Raw genomic sequence first — 17,130 nt, 5'->3', positions numbered from 1 at the left:
GTCAATGCGGATCCGGTTCACCCGAGGGGCGGAGCGTCGGGTAGGTGATCCCCAGCTGTTCGAGATACGTGCCGTACTTCGTCTCGTCGAAATAGAACGGCTCCAGCAGCGGCCGGAACTGGGCCATGATGTCCGTGTTCAGGTCGGTCGGAGGAGGATCGTCCGCCGTGATGAACGGCTGATACTGCTGGTCCTTGCTCTGCACGTCCCGGAAGTACGTCCGGGCCTCCTCCACCAGATCGGGCTCCATGAACAGCTGAAGCGCGGTCCGCGCGAGCACCTTGGCGCCCGCCGTCGCCCCCTTGTGCGCGATCGGCGTGGCCATCGCGATCGCGTTCGACCAGTGGTGGCCCTGGAGGCCCGGGATATTGGACGGGAAGCGGAGCGTGACCGTGGGCACCGTCCAGCCGATGTCGCCGATATCGTCCGAGCCGCCGCTCCGCCGGTCGTTCTCTTCCTCGGGCGGAGCCCCGATCTCATCGAGTTCGCTGTTCAGCCCCGGCGTCGAGTCGTTCCCGACCTCGGCCTGGACCGCGCGCGCCAGCGCCTGGTCGTCCTCCGTCCACTCCGGAAGACCCACATGCTCGATGTGCTCCCACATCGCCTCGGCGACGACCTTGTTGAAGTGTCGCGGGGCAGCCGCGCCGCGCACCCGGTACGTCATCTCCGTGTCCGTCATCAGTGCCGCGCCCTGAGCGATGTTCTTCGCGATGTCGTAGTTCCGGAGGATGTCGTCGAAGTCCATCTCCCGAATGTAGTACCACACCGACGCGGTCTGCGGGACGACGTTCGGCTGGTCTCCACCATCGGGGATGATGTAGTGGGACCTCTGGTTGGGGTGGAGATGCTCACGCCGGAAGTTCCAGCCCACGTTCATCAGCTCCACCGCGTCGAGCGAACTGCGCGCCCTCCACGGGGAACCGGCGCTGTGCGCGGCCTCGCCCGCGAAGCTGAACTCCACGGACACGAGACCGGTCCCGTTCGCCTGCCCCCAGCTCACGCCGAGGTTGTTGCCGACGTGCGTGAAAATCACGAGATCGATCTCGTCGAAGTATCCATCGCGTACGAACCAGGCCTTGCTCGCGAGCTGCTCCTCCGCCACGCCGGGCCAGAGTACGAGCGTGCCTTCGATCCCCTCCTCCTCCATCACCTTCTGGAGGGCGAGCGCCGCCGTGACGTTGACCGCCTGCCCGGAGTTGTGCCCCTCCCCGTGTCCCGGAGCACCCGGCACGAGCGGATCGTGCCACGCCACGCCCGGCTTCTGGTTCGCCTTCGGAATCCCGTCGATGTCGCTGCCGAAGGAGATCACGGGCGAACCCGATCCCCAGCGCGCGAACCAGGCGGTGGGGATGCCCGCCGAGCCGCGCTCGACTTCCCACCCGTTCTCATCGAGGATGCCCGTCACGTAGGCGGAGGTCTCGAACTCCTGCTGCCCCAGTTCGGAGAAGGAGAAGATCTTGTCCACCATGACCTGCGTGAGCTTCTCCATCGAAGCGACCTCGGCCTGGACCCGGTCGAACGCATCCTGGCCCCCGAGCGAGGCGGGGAGCATCGCGGCAAAGCACACGGTAAACGTGGCCATCGCCTGCCTGAGTTCCGGAAGTTTGGAGTAACGCATACCTGACCTCTTCGTGAGTACTGGGAACCGGTCGCGCGGGCCCGCGTAGCGGTCGAGCGCGGCGCGAGGCGAATTGTCGCCCGGGGGCCGCGCAACCCGCAAGGCATTCGCACCAAAGCGGCATGCCTCCCGCCGACGACTCGTTGGCGATCCGGCGATCCACCCAGGCGACGCGTCTTCAAGGCTCCGGGGCCTCGATACAGCGTACCTTGAGGCCCTCGAAACGCTCGAAGTCGCGGTCGTTCGTGAGAATCGCGGAGATGCCGTTCTCCCGGCACAACGCAGCGATCTGCGCGTCGAACATCAGGTTCCCGCGGGCATCCGCCCGGCGGGACGTGGTAGCCAACAGGCCCAGGAACCCGGCTCCGGGCAGGACGACGCGGCAGCTGGGGGAGGCAATGACGCGTGAAGGTCGGTCTCGGCGCGATGCGCGTAGATCAGGACGTTCGTATCGACGGCGATCACGGGCGATCCAGAACGTCGTAGAGCGCCTCTCGATCGGAGATGTCGACGTTTGGCGGGGCCTCCCCGCGCACCGTCCTGAGTTCGAGCTTGAAGGCCCGATCTCCACTCGTTACCGTAACCCTGTCAGGTCATGGAGTGAACCGGCAACGCGACGCTGTTCCAGCCATAGCGTAACTATATTATGGCATTGAGATAAAATATTGTTCGTATTGCCGAGACATCTGTCTCCGGTTAGTTGCTCTTGCAGCCGGAAACCACACCGAAGGGGAGCATGAAGTCGAACATTTGACCTAGTGCCTCGAGTCGATAGCGTGATTACTCGCCACTCAGGAGCGGCGATTGGCGCGCGGGGCGGCGCCCGGCGATCGCCGGGCGCTACGCGTCCTGTATGAGGAGTATTCGGAGCAACTGTTCGCCGTCGCATATCGTTTGACGGAGTCATTTTATGCTATTGACGAGACGGTTTCATCGGACCCGCGGTTCTCCGTCAAAATCGCTGCTGGAACTCCCATGGGTACGGCGCTGCGCGGCAGCACGCGATTCGGTTAACAGGGGGCCGAATGTATGGTTGTCAGTGGCAACAGCGAAGAAGGATTGACGTGGCAGTACGCTCCGGCTTGGCGTGCACTTCCTGGGCCGAATATCGCCTCCTCACGCCGGAAGACCCGCTCCTTGCACAACAACACCGCGCCCGCGTGTCTGTTCTCTCTTCTCCCCCAACCGTCATCCGCTGCGCATTTCGTGCTATGAACTCACGTGCCATGGCGGCCTTCCCCATCGCCGGTGCGCTCCTGTTCGGGTTTGGCACGGCCGCGCATGCCCGGACGGTCGAGGAAGATGGCGCGACCACCGGGCCGTCGGCACCCGATCTGACCCTGACCGCCGGTGACCGCCGGGCGGCGCTGTCGTGGACGGCTCCGTCCGACGACGGCGGCAGCGCCATCGCCAGGTACCAGTACCGTCGCAAGGCGGGGTCCGGGACCTTCGGTGCCTGGACGGACATCGGAGACTCCAGCGACTCCGGCACGAGCGCCGGCGACGAGACCGCACTGACGGTGAAGGGTCTCTCGAACGACACCCTGTACACCTTCGAGTTGCGCGCGGTGAACGAGGACGGCGAGACGGGCACGGCGGAGGAGGAGACGGTGACGCCGACGGCACCCAGTGGCGGTATCTGCGCCCGTACAGATGCGGTACGCGACGCCCTCGTCGCCCGGATCACGGCCGCCCGCGACTGCACGCAGGTCACCGCCGCCCACCTGGCCAGGCTTAAGGGCGAACTCGGACTGGCCGGCAAAGGGATCGGCTCGCTGAAGGCCGGAGATTTCGCCGGCCTGTCGAAGCTGGAGATCCTCGAATTGGGTGGAAACCAGCTCGACACCCTGCGATCGGATGTCTTCAACGGTCTGCCGACGCTGTGGTTCCTCGATCTGAGCAACAACCGCCTGACCAGCCTGTCGGCGGGAGCGTTCAACGGTCTGCCGGCGCTGGAGCAACTCGTGCTGGGCGCGAATCCGTTGAGCACGCTGCCGGCGGAGGTGTTCGACGGCCTGTCGGCGCTGTGGTTCCTCGATCTGGAGGGTCTCCAGTTGAGCGCCCTCCCGGCGGAGGTGTTCGACGGCCTGTCGGCGTTGGAGGAGCTCAATCTGGAGGCGAATCGGCTGAGCGCCCTGCCGGCGGGGGTGTTCGACGGATTGTCGTCTCTGACGGACCTCACGCTGATGGCAAACCAATTGAGCAGCCTGCCGGCGGACGTGTTCGACGGGCTGTCCTCGCTGACGACGCTGCGTCTCGACCAGAACCGGTTGAGCAGCCTGCCGGCGGACGTGTTCGACGGGCTGTCCTCGCTGACGGCACTCACACTGATGGCAAACCAGTTGAGCAGCCTGCCGGCGGACGTGTTCGACGGGCTGTCCTCGCTGTACTGGATCAGTCTGCCAAGTAACCAATTGGCCACCCTGCCGGACGGCGTGTTCGAGGGGCTTTCGGCGCTGGGAATCCTTGAAGTGCAGGACAACCCGGTGGATCCGATGGTCCTGTCCGTTTCCCTGGAAAGAGTCGGGAACAACGGGTTCAAGGCCACGGTACCCGCGGGCGCGCCGTTCACGATGACGCTTCCGGTGAGCGCGACGAACGGGAGCATCGACGGCGGGGCGACCACGCTCAGGATTCCCGTCGGCGCGGTGCACAGCGGCGCCGTGACCGTGACCCGCACGGCCGGAACGACGGCCGCCGTCACGGCGGACATCGGCCCGTCCTTGCCTCCGCTGCCGCCGCGCCATCTCGGCTACACGCTCGCCAGGGCCCCCGGTCTGCCCCTGGACGTTCTGCCCGAGCTGCCCCCGGCACTCTCGGTGGCGGACGCGCGGGCGACGGAGGGCGTGGACAGTGCGCTCGTCTTCGTGGTGACGCTGGACCGGTCGGCGTCCGGGGAGGTGACGGTGTCCTACGCAACGTCCGACGGGACGGCGGCGGCGGGCGAGGACTACGAGGCCGCGTCGGGGACTCTGTCGTTCGCGGCGGGCGAGACGGAGAAGACGGTCGAGGTGGCGGTGCTGGACGACGCGCACGACGAAGGTGAAGAGACCCTCGCGTTCGCCCTGAGCGGCGCGGCGGGCGCGGCGATCGCGGACGGGGAGGCGACGGGAACGGTGGCGCCCGCCCCCGGCATCTGCGCCCGCACGGAGGCGGTGCGCGACGCCCTCGTCGCCTGGATCGGGTCCGCCCGCGACTGCACGCAGGTCACCGCCGCCCACTTGGCCAGGCTTAAGGGCGAACTCGGACTGGCCGACAAAGGGATCACCTCGCTGAAGGCCGGAGATTTCGCCGGCCTGTCGAAGCTGGAGATCCTCGAATTGGGTGGAAACCAGCTCGACACCCTGCGATCGGATGTCTTCAACGGTCTGCCGGCGCTGTGGTTCCTCGATCTGAGCAACAACCGCCTCACCAGCCTCTCGGCGGGAGCGTTCAACGGTCTGCCGGCGCTGCAGAAACTCGTACTGGGCGCGAATCCGTTGGGCACGCTGCCGGCGGAGGTGTTCGACGGCCTGCCGGCGCTGTGGTTCCTCGATCTGGAGGATCTCCAGTTGAGCGCCCTCCCGGCGGAGGTGTTCGACGGCGTGTCGGCGCTGGAGGAGCTCAATCTGGAGGCGAATCGGCTGAGCGCCCTGCCGGCGGGGGTGTTCGACGGATTGTCGTCTCTGACGGACCTCACGCTGATGGGAAACCAATTGAGCAGGCTGCCCGAAGACGTGTTCGACGGGCTGTCGTCGCTGACGACCCTGCGTCTCGACCAGAACCGGTTGAGCAGCCTGCCGGCGGACGTGTTCAATGGGTTGTCCTCTCTGGAGGAACTGTTTCTTCATACGAACCGGTTGACGTCGGCCGGCCTTCCCCCGGACGTGTTTGAGGGGCTTTCTTCGCTCTTCAGGTTGAATCTGCGAACGAACCGGTTGACGACTCTCCCGGACGGTCTGTTCGACGGGCTGTCGGCGCTGACGATCATCGAGTTGTACGGAAACTCGGTGGATCCCATGGTGGTGGCCGTTTCCCTGCAAAAGGTCGGGAACAACGGGTTCAAGGCCACGGTGCCCGCGGGCGCGCCGTTCACGATGACGCTTCCGGTGAGCGCGACGAACGGGAGCATCGACGGCGGGGCGACGACGCTCAGGATTCCGGTCGGCGCGGTGCACAGCGGCGCTGTGACCGTGACCCGCGCGGCCGGCGCGACGGCCGCCGTTACCGCGAACATCGGCACGTCCTTGCCGGCTCCGCCGACGGGCCATCTCGGCTACACGCTTGCCAGGGCCTCGGGTCTGCCTCTGAAAGTACTGCCTGAGCTGGTCTCGGCGCCGCGGATCGTCGGGGTGCCGCAGGTCGGCAACGTCCTTGAGGCATCGTTCGCGGAACCGCCGAGTGGCGCTTTGGCGTATCGGTGGCTGCGCGGATCGGAAGTGATCGCGGGAGCGACCGCGAGCGCCTATGTACCGACGGCGGCGGACGTGGGCGCGCGGCTCTCCGTACGGGTTGAGCGTGGAGGTGACTCGATAACGAGCGCGGCAACAGCTCCGGTGTGGCCCGCACCTGCCAATCCGCCGCTCGCAGGCGGCGAGGAGGAGCTACTGTCGGCGACCGTAACACTGGGTTGGCGTCAGTTCCCCCTTTGGGTCGCGGGGTACGGCCGGGTGCGAGGCGAGTCGTTCGGAGAGATGGACATCACCTCCTTCGAGTACGGCGGCGCGACTTACGTAATCGATGCGTTCTTCGTGAATTCGCGCGGGCTGTTTGGGCTGGCGACGGGTTCGACGCTGCCCGACGCGTCGGGGCTGGTGGCGTACTGGAACGGATACCGTATTCCGGAGCTGGAAGCGCATGCGGGGAACGGGGGCACATCGCCACCGATGCTGGTGGGCCGCACGCCACAACCGAGTACTGAATATTCGCGCTACGCGGACGGGGTGTCGGACGGCGTCCGGGTCGCGGTGTCGCTGCGCCGGGCCGGGCCGCCGGAGGAGTCACCGGCGGCGACCGTGGCCGATGCGCGTGCGAGCGAGGGCGACGCGGTGGAGTTCACGGTGTCGCTGTCGGCGGCGAGCAGCCGGCAGGTGACGGTCCGGTACGCGACGTCGAACGGCACGGCGGAGAGCGGGACGGACTTCACGGCGGCGTCCGGGACGCTGACGTTTGCGGCGAACGAGACGTCGAAGACGGTGAGCGTCGCGACGACGGACGACTCGGCGGACGAGGAGGACGAGACGTTCACGCTGACGTTGTCGAACCCGGCGAACGCGACGCTGGGCGACGCGACGGCGACGGGCACGATCATCGACGACGACGACGCGCTGACGCCGTTGACGGCGGAGTTCCGGGACATGCCGGAGACGCACGACGGCGAGAGCGCGTTCACACTGCGGATCGCGTTCAGCGAGCCGCTCAGCTGGATGAACGGTCGGCGGTTGCGGGAGGACGTGGTGGCGGTGGCCGGGGGCCGGGCGACGAAGGCCAGTCGGGTGAACCGGCGCCGGGACCTGTGGCAACTGACGGTCGAGCCGGATTCGCTGGTGGACGTGACGGTGACGCTCGCGGCCGGGGCGGCCTGCGGCACCCCGGCGGCGGTCTGCACGAAGGACGGCCGGGCGCTGTCGGAGACGATCTCGGCGACGGTCGAGGGTCCGGCGGCGAGCCCGGCGACGGCCGATGCCCGCGCCGGGGAAGACCGGGCCGCGCGCCTCTGCTCCGCGCTGGCCGGCGGCGACGGCCTGACCCCGGCGGCGGCGGCCGCGGCGTTGTGGGGGGACGGAGATCCCGGCAAGGACCGGCTCGACGCCCTCGACGGTCTGGGCAACGGGAACGGAGCGTATGACCTCGGCGACATGCTCGCCTGGGCCGCCCGCTGCCGCGGGGGCGAAGCCCAATCCGGGCCGGCCGCCGGCTCCGGACCGCCCTCCCCGCCCCCCGCGCTGCCTGCGTCGCGGCCGGAGGGAGGGGCCAGCCGCCGGCGAAGGGGCGCGCGAGGCGCCGCCCGCCGCCGCGGGACGGTTCCCGACGAGCCCGCCGGCCCGCGCTCCGTGAAAACCCCGCGCGCCGGGTGGTTGCGGCTCGCGCTGCTGGTGGCCGTAACCTCGGTCTGGGGCTGCGGTCTCGGCGACGGCATCGCCGGGCCGCCGGACGACGCCGCCCTCGATGGCGGGGCCAACGCGGCGGTCGTGGATCCCGGCCCTCTGTACGTCCGGTTGACGGCCCCGGCCGGTGCCCGAGACATCGGAGCCATGCTCGTCGTCGAGGGCCCGGCCATCGACTCGCTGCAGGCGCCGGGGCTCGAGATGTTCGAGAGGAACGCGTCCTCCTCGATACGGCGCGAGGTCGTCATCGCCGGTGCGCTGCCGCCAGAAGGACCCCTGCTGCGGCTCTGGGTGCCGCACCGGGGCGACGACGCACGCTACCGCGTCAGACTCCTGCAGGTGGCGGGCGAGGACTTCACGCTCAGGGAACTGACCGTGTACGGGACCGTGATCTCCCGCTGAGCGGAGGGGGTGGGATTGGGTCGCCTGCTCCGCAGGCTCCCCGAGCTCGCTCCCTTCGGTCGCTCGGTTCGAACCCACGCGGGCGTAAGCCCGCCGGTTTTCAAGACCGGTGCATTCAGCCGCTCTGCCACCCCCCCGGGTGAGGCACCGAGCTACTCTCGTGCGCCGCGAACCTGCCGGGCCGCCAATGCGCCTACTCGCCGTCCCAGCGGCGGATCGCGAGACAGGCGTTGTGTCCGCCGAAGGCGAAGGAGTTTGACAGCGCCACCGAGACGGACTGCTCCAGGGGGCCGCGGTGAGCGTACTCGAGATCGCACTCCGGATCGGCCTCCTCGAAGTTGATCGTCGGAGGAATCGCGCCGTGCTTGCAGACGAGCATGGAAATCACCGCATCGATCGCTCCGGCCGCCCCGAGCGGGTGGCCCGTCATCGACTTCGTCGAGCCCGCCACGATCGATCGCGCGTGATCGCCCAGCACGGCCTTTAGCGCCTTCGTCTCGGCGGCGTCACCGGCGGGAGTCGAAGTGCCGTTCGCGTTGACGTAGTCTACGTCGGCCGGGGTCAGCCCCCCGTCTGCGAGCGCCTGCCGCATGGCCAGACAAGCGCCGACTCCGTCCGGAGCGGGAGCTGTCATGTGGTACGCGTCCGCGCTCTGCCCGAAGCCCACGATCTCCCCCAGAACCTCCGCGCCGCGCGCCCCCGCGTGCTCCAGCTCCTCGAGCACCAGCATCCCGGACCCCTCCCCGAGCACGAAACCGTCCCGACGGGCGTCGAAGGGGCGGCAGGCTCTCTCCGGATCGTCGTTGCGCGTCGACATCGATCCCATGGACGCGAAACCGGCGACCGCGAGCGGAGTGATAGCGGACTCGGTGCCCCCGGCGATCATCACATCGGTCTCTCCCCTCCTGATCGAGCGGAAGGCGAGTCCGAGCGAGTGGCCGCTGGAAGCGCAGGCCGACACGGTCGCGTAGTTCGGGCCCCGCGCCCCGTAAAGGATGGACAGCAGTCCCGTCGTCATATCCGGGATGAACATCGGTATGAGGAGGGGGGAGATGGCGCGGGGTCCCCGGGACAGGAGCTTCCTGTGCTGGGCCTCCAGCAACGGGAGCCCCCCGATCCCCACGCCGACGATGACCCCCGTCCGGTCCGGACGCAGGTGGGCGAACCCATCGCCGAACCCCGCCTGTTCCATGGCCTGGGCCGCCGCGGCAATGGCGAACTGCAGGAACCGGTCCGCGCGGCGCGCTCCCTTCCTGTCCAGATATTCGAGCGGATCGAAACCCTTCACTTCACAGGCGAAGCGAACGGCCTGATCGGACGCGTCGAACAGGGTGATCGGACCCGCGCCGCTCACGCCTCGAAGCAGCGCATCCCACGTGGCATCCGGGTCGAGGCCGATGGCCGTGACCATCCCGACGCCGGTGATCGCGACGCGCCTTTCCGCATCCGTATGGATCAAGCTGATCGTCTCCGGGCACCCTGGTTTGGCCTCAAGACGGAAGGACCCCGTCAGACAATCGTGGGATCGGCCTCGTTCCGCACCTCACCGCGCTGGGGGGAGATAATACTGTGAGGCGGAAGGCCTGACATGGCCCGCCCGGGACACGTGGGCTTTCGCCCTACTTCTTAACGGAGGGGGTGGGATGGGCTCAGCGCTCCGCGCTTCGCCGAGCTCGCTCCCTTCGGTCGCTCGGTTCGAACCCACGTGGGCTTGCGCCCTACTTCCAACGGAGGGGGTGTCCCCTACCACCCGGTTTCGGACACTTCCTCAACGTTTCGTGCGTACCGTAACTCGTTGCTGGTCCATGTCATACGGTTCGTTGACGTTTCGGTCAGTACCCCCTAGTCTCAACTTAAGTGTGGTACGCGGCGTGGTACTGGATTCCGCACAAGGAGGACCCAAATGGCGAAGCTCACCGCGGCCTTCGTGAAGACCGTCCGGCACAGCGGTAAGCCCTCCGGCCCGGACAAGTATACCGATCAGCATGGACTCATGCTACGCGTGCTCCCGAGCGGGTCTAAACAGTGGATCTGGCGCGGCACTGTGCGCGGCCGCCGCCTCGACCTTGGCCTGGGGGGCTACCCGTATACGACGCTCGCCGAGGCCCGCGAGACGGCGTTCGAGTACCGGAAGCTCTCAAGGGCGGGAGGCGATCCGCGGGCGCTCAAGCAGGAGATGCCCAACTTCGAGCAGGCGGCCGAGACGGTGATCGCGATACACCGCGCGTCCTGGCGGGCCGGCGGGAAGAGCGAGGCGCAGTGGAGGTCTTCTCTCGCGACGTACGTCTACCCATGTCTGGGCCGCAAGCGTGTGGACGCGATCACGACGGCAGACGTGATGGCGGTCCTCCTCCCGATCTGGAGCACGAAGCGGGAGACCGCACGGCGGGTCCGTCAGCGGATCGGTGCCGTGATGAAGTGGGCCGTCGCTCAGGGGTACCGCGCGGATAACCCCGCCGGCGACGCGATCGGCGCCGCGCTTCCGAAGAACGGGGGCCTTCGCAAGCACTTCGAGGCCCTACCGCACGGCGAGGTGCGCGCGGCCCTCGACAGGGTGAGGAATTCGGGCGCCTACTGCACAACCCGGCTCTGCTTCGAGTTCGTGACTCTGACGGCCGTCCGAGGCGGTGAGGCGAGGCAGGCGCGGTGGGGTGAGATCGATCTGGAGAACCGCGTCTGGACGATCCCGGCCGAACGCATGAAGGCCGGGCAGACCCACCGCGTACCCCTCTCCAAGCGTGCGCTCGAAGTACTCGAGGAAGCCCGCAAGCTGGCTGACGGTTCCGGACTGGTCTTCCCTTCCCTCTCGGGACAACCGTTGAACCCCTCTACGTTGAGCAAGCTGAGTCGGAGCCTCGGCCTCGAGGGGACCATGCACGGCATGCGCAGCGCCTTCCGCGACTGGTGCAGCGAGACCGGCGTCCCACGCGAGGTGGCGGAGGCGGCTCTGGCGCATACGGTGCGAGACAAGGTGGAGGCGGCCTACCGTCGAACCGATCTCTTCGAGCGTAGGCGCGAACTCATGGAAGAGTGGTCAACTTACGTAGCGCAGGCGTGACGCTGAGACGTTCCTTCAACCGGTTCCTCGACTCGTCTTCTCCTACGCCCGTGCCCCGACCTACGCCTTTGGCACTGCCCCTCGGCGTCCCATGGCCCCCGTACCTCTTCCGGTCCTGGACGATGGCCACCAGTTTCCTCCAGCGAGCGGGCGTCGATGAGCGACCGATTCTCCACGTCGAACCGACCGAATCCAACCGTACGCGCGGCTCTGGGTGTAGAGTGCCTGCAGCAACCCGAATGCTCTCATGGCCTCGTCGCCAAGGTCGTAGATGGCCTTGACCGTGATCCGGCCCGTCTGCGGCTCAAGTCCGGGCGGATGACCGGCGGGCCAGCCCCGGATGACAGCCCAATCGGTCGGGAACCACAGCAGGCGGGTACTCCCGACCGTAAGACCAGCCATGCGTCCAAGAGACTACCCGCCGATTCCCCTTGGCTCCGGCGCGAGGCGCTGTAGACTCAAAGGGATCTCAGATCAAGAACCAGCCAAGGAGCGACGCTTGTCGAGGTTGACCAACCTGATTCGGCAGCTAGAAAAGCAGGATCCGGAGCTAGCAGCCGACCTGAAGCGCGAAGTGGATGCGCTCTCCGGGAGGCGTGCGTTCGGCCTCAACTTCGAGCGGCACATCCCCGAGACGGTCGAACTGGCAGGTCGCCCGGTGCGCCGGGGCGACAAGGTCCGATTCCTGCCTAGACGTGGCGAGGAACCGTCGGGAGCCGACCGCCGCCTGTGGCGGGTTAGCCGGATTCGGCGAAACGCCGGAGGGAAGCGCCTCGCCGATCTGGTGCCTCACCAAGACACGCAGGCGAGCGCCACAAGCCGACCCCTCGATGACTTGGTCGTTGTTGCAGAGTTCCGCGATCCGGTCTTCCCCGGGATGGTGTCCACCGGCAAGGTTGAGCGGGGTGGGGACAAGCCATTCCACACCGTCATCAACGCCGAGAACTTCCATGCGCTCCAACTCCTGCTCTACACCCACGAGGGGAAGGTCGACGCCATCTACATCGACCCCCCCTACAACTCCGGCGCGAGGGACTGGAAATACAACAACGACTACGTGGACAGCGAGGACGCCTACCGCCACTCCAAGTGGCTCGCGATGATGGAACGGCGGCTGAGACTGGCAAGGCGGCTCCTCAACCCAGAGGGCTCGGCGTTGATCGTGGCGATCGACGAACGAGAATTGCACCGACTCGCGCTGCTGCTCGAACAGGTCTTCGAGGACGCTGAGATTCAGATGGTGACAAGCGTCATCAGCGCGAAGGGAGTGGTCCGTCCCGGGAAGTTCTCACGGGTCGAGGAGCATCTTTTCGTAGCGACGATCGGTGGGCTCGGTGCTACCCCATGTATGCGGAACATGTTGGACCTGATCAAGGGCGACAAAGGGGCCACGGCGAGGCTTGAGTGGCTCGGGCTGCGCCGCCGGGAACCCACAAGCGTACGAGCGGCACGTCCCAATCAGTTTTATCCGATCTTCGTCGACGAGGAAACAAACTTCATCCACTCCATCGGAGATCCCATCCCAGACGATGTCGATAGGCTCTCAGTGGCGGCCCCCAAGGGAACCATGGCCGTCTGGCCGCTGAAGCCTGATGGGACGGAGATGCTGTGGGGGTTGACGCCGGAGGTGTTACGCCGGAACTGGAGGAACGGGTTCGTGCGCGTCAGCAAGAAGGGGACTGTCCAATACCTCCAGACCGGAACCATAGCGGAGATTGCGGACGGAACCATTACGGTCACCGGGCGGAGCAAGGACGGTTCGGTCAGAGGAACGAAGCCGGTTGACGACGACACGCCGACGCCGAAGCGCGTATGGAACGTGCCCTCCCACAATGCGGAAACTGGTGGGACGCTCGTCCTTTCGAAGCTGATTCCCGGGCGGCGGTTTCCGTACCCCAAGTCGCTATACGCGGTCGAGGATGCTCTCCGGTTCTTCGTCGGGAGCAAGCCGGACGCCATCGTCTTGGACTTCTTCGCGGGATCAGGAACCGCGGCACACGCAGTGATGCGCTTGAATCGCCAAGACGGGGGCCGCCGCCAGTCCATATCAATCACCAACAACGAGGTGTCTTCCGTCGAGGAGGCGAAGCTTCGAGGAGCAGGGCTGTGCCCTGGGGATGCGGATTGGGAGCGGTTGGGCATCTGCGAGTACATCACGAAGCCGAGGCTGGAGGCGGCGGTCACGGGTGCGACACGGAAGGGAGATGCCGTTGAGGGAATGTACGGCTATACGGACGAATTCCCCCTTGCGGAGGGGTTCGGGGAGAATCTTGAGTTCTTCGCCATGACCTACGAAGCGCCGCGGCCGGTGGCCCACAACCGGGCGTTCGAGGTGGTCGCTCCGCTGCTGTGGATCAGGGCCGGATCGCGGGGACGCCGAATCGAAGTGGAATGTGATGACTACGACGTGGCGGACACGTATGGCGTACTTTTCGATCTGGACGCCTCCGGGGGCTTCCTCTCCGCCGTTCGCCGAGCCCAAACCGTTCGAATGGCGTTCGTTGTGACGGACGATGACCGGGGGTTTCAATCGGTGTGCGGCGAACTGCCCACGAGGGTGGAGGCCGTTCGGTTATACGAGTCCTACCTCACAAACTTCACGATCAACGCGGGGCGGGTCTAGCCGTGCGGTACACGCTGAAGGACTACCAAGAGGACGCTGTCGCCGATGTGCTCGATCGCCTCGCTCGGGCGCGGGACGACTGGCATCGACGACGGTGGCCTGTAGCATTCTCGTTGACGGCAACAACCGGCGCGGGCAAGACCGTGATGGCGGCAGCCGTGATCGAGGCGCTGTTCCACGGCAACCCGGCCCTGGAGTTTGATCCTGATCCCGGCGCTGTCGTGCTATGGTTCACCGACGACCCATCGCTCAACGAGCAGACCCGGTTCCGCCTCATGGCCGCCTCGGACCGGATCGCTCATTCGCAGCTGGAGGTTATCGAAAACACCTTCAACCGAGCGAAGCTCGAACCGGGCAAGGTCTATTTTCTCAATCGCCAGAAGCTGGGGAAGAAGTCGCTTCTGGTCAGGGGAACGCCAGAGAACTCTCCAGCGGATGGCCAGCGCGAACTCCTGCCTATGCCGGATGCGCGCGCCTACACCATGTGGGACACGCTGGCGAACACCATCGCCGACGAGCAGCTAACCCTGTACCTCATCCTCGACGAAGCCCACCGGGGCATGAGACAGCCCAACCCCGGGGATCGGGCCGAGAAGGCCACCATCGTGCAGCGGCTCATAAACGGTGCCAAGGGCATACCTCCGCTACCGATCGTTTGGGGCATCTCCGCTACCGTCCAACGCTTCAACGAGGCGATGGAAAGAGCTGAAGGGCGGACCACCTATCCTCACGTGGTTGTTGACCCCGTGCTGATTCAGGAATCCGGCCTGCTCAAGGACGACATCCGTTTGAGCTTCCCCACCGAGGCCGGTGAGTTCGACACCGTCCTGCTGGCTCGCGCCACGCGGAAGGTGAGGGAGGCGACCGACCGATGGCACGCCTACGCCGAGCGGGAAGGCTTGGCACCGGACGCGGTGGTGCCGCTCTTGGTGGTCCAAGTGCCCAACACGCCCTCGGACGAGTTATTGCTGTCTGCGATCACGACGGTCCAGGAGGCGTGGCCGGAACTCGACGACCGCATGATGGCCCACGTCTTCGGCGACCACGCCCCGATTAACGTCGGCGGGTTCTCGGTCCCCCATGTGCGCCCCGAGACCGTACAGGACCGCTCCCAGATCCGGGTACTCTTCGCAAAGGATGCCATCTCCACCGGCTGGGACTGTCCACGCGCCGAGGTGCTTGTGTCGTTCCGCCCGGCGCGGGACGAGACTCATATCACCCAACTGCTTGGTCGGATGGTCCGGACGCCCTTGGCCCGGAGGGTCCCGGGCGACGACATGCTCAACTCGGTTGCGTGCCTGTTGCCGCGTTTTGACCGGCAGACAGCCACCAAGGTCGCGCAGACCATGATGGGTGAGCGGGAGGCCGACGCCGATGGCACCGGCGGCGGCGGCGGCCGCCGCGTTCTCCTCGCCCCGGTTGACATGGTCGCCAACAGCAACATCCCGGAGGCGGTCTGGGAGGTTCTTGTTGAAGTTCCCTCACAGACGTTGCCGCGGAGGGTAGCCCGTCCGGTGAGGAGGCTCACGGCGCTGGCCCAAGCGTTGTCGCGAGATGGACTGAGAAAAGACGCGCGCAAGGACGCCTACCGGAACCTCTTTGCGAAACTCGACGGGCTGACAACCCAGCACAGGGAAGATGTCGCAGCCGCCAGCAAGGGCATCCTCGAAGTGCGTGGCGAGACTCTGGTTGCTCGCTTCGGTGGCGGTGAGGCTTTTGAGTACCTGCCCTTCGTGGCGGTCGCCGACGAGAAGTCGGTCGAGGCCGACTTCAGGGCGGCCTGTCGCACGCTGACGACGGATGTCGCGCGCAAGTACGCGGACCACGTCGCTGGCGCGGAAGAGGACGACGACGGCCTGCACGACGCCCACGTCCGGGTGGCGGCTCTTGCACAGGTCGAGGAAGTGCCCGACGCACTCGACCGGGAAGCCGAGAGAATCGCCAAGAGGTGGTTCGCCGATTACCGGGTCGCGATCAAGGCGCTGAGCGACGAACGGCAAGCGGTCTACGACGAGATCAGGAGCATGTCGCCGCAGCCCCGGGAAATAGAGGTCAAGCGGCCTCGGATCCGCACCGAGGAAACCCGGGACGCCGATGGCAACGAGTTGCCGACCCAGACAGGACACCTCATGTCCGACGGCAACGGCGACTTCCCGGTCGGCTCATTGAACAACTGGGAGATCGAGGTCCTCGATAAGGAGATGGCGCGCACAAGCTTCCAGGCTTGGTATCGAAATCCCTCTCGCCCGTCCGGCGATGCTTTGGCCGTCGCCTACCAGAATGATCGCGGTGAATGGCGTCGGATGTGCCCGGATTTCCTTTTCTTCCACGGTGTCGAGACAGTGAGGGTCTCCATCGTCGATCCCCATGGCCCCCACTTCGCCGACGCGCTTCCCAAGCTTCGCGGCTTGGCGGAGTTCGCCGAAAAGCATGGGGAGTTCTTCCACCGGATCGAATCGGTTGCACGGATGCCGGGGGGAGTTCTTCGTGTTCTGGACCTTACGGAGCCTTCCGTTCGAGAGGCAGTCGCCAAGGCGCATGACGCGGAATCTCTTTACCAGAGTGACGAGGCTGCGGACTACTGAGCGTTCCTCGCACCGCCAAAGCCGCGCCGCCCGGCTGGCTGGCTGCCCCACCACCCCCCGATCTCGGCGAGACGGTCGTCGTGGTTCTGACGCTTCCCGGCGCGGACGCGAGCCCTTACCGAGTCGCTTAGTCTGGCGGTGCGGCGGACTCCGGGGCATCGTTGCGTGGCGTCAGGTCGTCGTTTCACGAGCGCTGCTCGGGAACCGGTTTTCGGGTGCTTCGCCCGCCTCGCGCGCATCTCTGACGGCCAGCTATACAGCCTCCGGGAAAAGCCCTCGACCTCTCGGCAACTTGCTAAATGGACGCCCGACACCGTCCGGACGACGATTCCGAGAGTCGCACCGGTTGGGGCGGGCTTAGCTCGACCCAACCGGCGGATCTGCGAACATGGCATCCTCGCGTTGGATGCTGTCAGCTTGTTTCATCACCGCCTGCGCCGCCAACCGGCGGACGTACGCCTGCGCGCACAGGTGGCGGTGATCATAGTCCCAGGCTTCGCCAGCCAGTTCGCGGGCGAGGGCGCGTAGCTTCTCGATGGTCGTCATTGGATGCCCTACAGGGGTCGGGTTGCGGATGTCCGACGATGCAACTCCCTCATCATCGATCCATCATTGATTGCATCACCTGCCGGGCCCCTCCAGCAGCCTGGGTCGCCGGAGTTTCCCTACAGGTACACGGAGAAGCCCGTCAGCGCGGGGGCAGGAGTCCGACGCGCCCCGCTATCGCCTCCGCGGCCGCATGATGGCCCAGTCTGCGC

8 protein-coding genes and 1 tRNA gene are annotated in these 17,130 nt (G+C 66.5%); 4 read left to right on the top strand and 5 right to left on the bottom strand.

What is annotated here, in order from left to right:
• Position 1 precedes the first annotated feature (1 nt).
• Entirely contained in the window at positions 2-1,552 is a 1,551-nt protein-coding gene (locus ACOQPP_RS16970; protein ID WP_419167996.1) for an amidohydrolase, read from the bottom strand.
• 244 nt (positions 1,553-1,796) lie between these two features.
• On the bottom strand, positions 1,797-2,189 hold the full coding sequence (locus ACOQPP_RS16965; protein WP_420637042.1) for a PIN domain-containing protein: 393 nt from the start codon (positions 2,187-2,189) through the stop codon (positions 1,797-1,799).
• Between the two features lie 655 nt (positions 2,190-2,844).
• Here ACOQPP_RS16965 and ACOQPP_RS16960 point away from each other — a divergent pair.
• Positions 2,845-8,106, top strand: a complete 5,262-nt coding sequence (locus tag ACOQPP_RS16960) for a Calx-beta domain-containing protein (RefSeq protein WP_419167597.1) — start codon at positions 2,845-2,847, stop codon at positions 8,104-8,106.
• Between the two features lies 1 nt (position 8,107).
• On the opposite strand, the gene ACOQPP_RS16955 is transcribed toward ACOQPP_RS16960, so the two are convergent.
• Positions 8,108-8,243 (bottom strand) — tRNA-Ser (locus ACOQPP_RS16955).
• 56 nt (positions 8,244-8,299) lie between these two features.
• The gene (gene fabF, locus ACOQPP_RS16950; RefSeq protein ID WP_420637041.1) at positions 8,300-9,565 is read right to left on the bottom strand and encodes a beta-ketoacyl-ACP synthase II; all 1,266 of its coding nucleotides are present in this window, start codon (positions 9,563-9,565) and stop codon (positions 8,300-8,302) included.
• Between the two features lie 444 nt (positions 9,566-10,009).
• On the opposite strand from fabF, the gene ACOQPP_RS16945 reads away from it, so the two are divergent.
• The 3 genes from ACOQPP_RS16945 to ACOQPP_RS16935 all read left to right on the top strand — a co-directional run bounded on the left by ACOQPP_RS16945 (position 10,010) and on the right by ACOQPP_RS16935 (position 16,372).
• The gene (locus ACOQPP_RS16945; protein ID WP_420637040.1) at positions 10,010-11,164 is read left to right on the top strand and encodes a tyrosine-type recombinase/integrase; all 1,155 of its coding nucleotides are present in this window, start codon (positions 10,010-10,012) and stop codon (positions 11,162-11,164) included.
• Positions 11,165-11,672: 508 nt separating this feature from the next.
• Positions 11,673-13,787 (top strand): DNA methyltransferase, encoded by a 2,115-nt coding sequence (locus ACOQPP_RS16940; protein ID WP_420637039.1) that lies wholly within the window; start codon positions 11,673-11,675, stop codon positions 13,785-13,787.
• A gap of 2 nt (positions 13,788-13,789) precedes the next feature.
• Positions 13,790-16,372, top strand: a complete 2,583-nt coding sequence (locus tag ACOQPP_RS16935) for a DEAD/DEAH box helicase (RefSeq protein WP_420637038.1) — start codon at positions 13,790-13,792, stop codon at positions 16,370-16,372.
• 357 nt (positions 16,373-16,729) lie between these two features.
• On the opposite strand, the gene ACOQPP_RS16930 is transcribed toward ACOQPP_RS16935, so the two are convergent.
• Entirely contained in the window at positions 16,730-16,918 is a 189-nt protein-coding gene (locus ACOQPP_RS16930) for a hypothetical protein (protein WP_420637037.1), read from the bottom strand.
• Between the last annotated feature and the right edge of the window lie 212 nt (positions 16,919-17,130).

Source organism: Candidatus Palauibacter sp. (assembly GCF_965222475.1).
Classification (GTDB): domain Bacteria; phylum Gemmatimonadota; class Gemmatimonadetes; order Palauibacterales; family Palauibacteraceae; genus Palauibacter.
Note: the sequence above shows the minus strand (reverse complement) of the source record. Positions and strands in the feature narration are given on the sequence as shown.

Bases quoted from the DNA above. Each gene is read 5' to 3' on its own strand.
- ACOQPP_RS16970 (WP_419167996.1), bottom strand. From the start codon at position 1,552: ATGCTCCCCGCCTCGCTCGGGGGCCAGGATGCGTTCGACCGGGTCCAG.
- ACOQPP_RS16960 (WP_419167597.1), top strand. From the start codon at position 2,845: ATGGCGGCCTTCCCCATCGCCGGTGCGCTCCTGTTCGGGTTTGGCACG.
- ACOQPP_RS16945 (WP_420637040.1), top strand. From the start codon at position 10,010: ATGGCGAAGCTCACCGCGGCCTTCGTGAAGACCGTCCGGCACAGCGGT.
- ACOQPP_RS16930 (WP_420637037.1), bottom strand. From the start codon at position 16,918: ATGACGACCATCGAGAAGCTACGCGCCCTCGCCCGCGAACTGGCTGGC.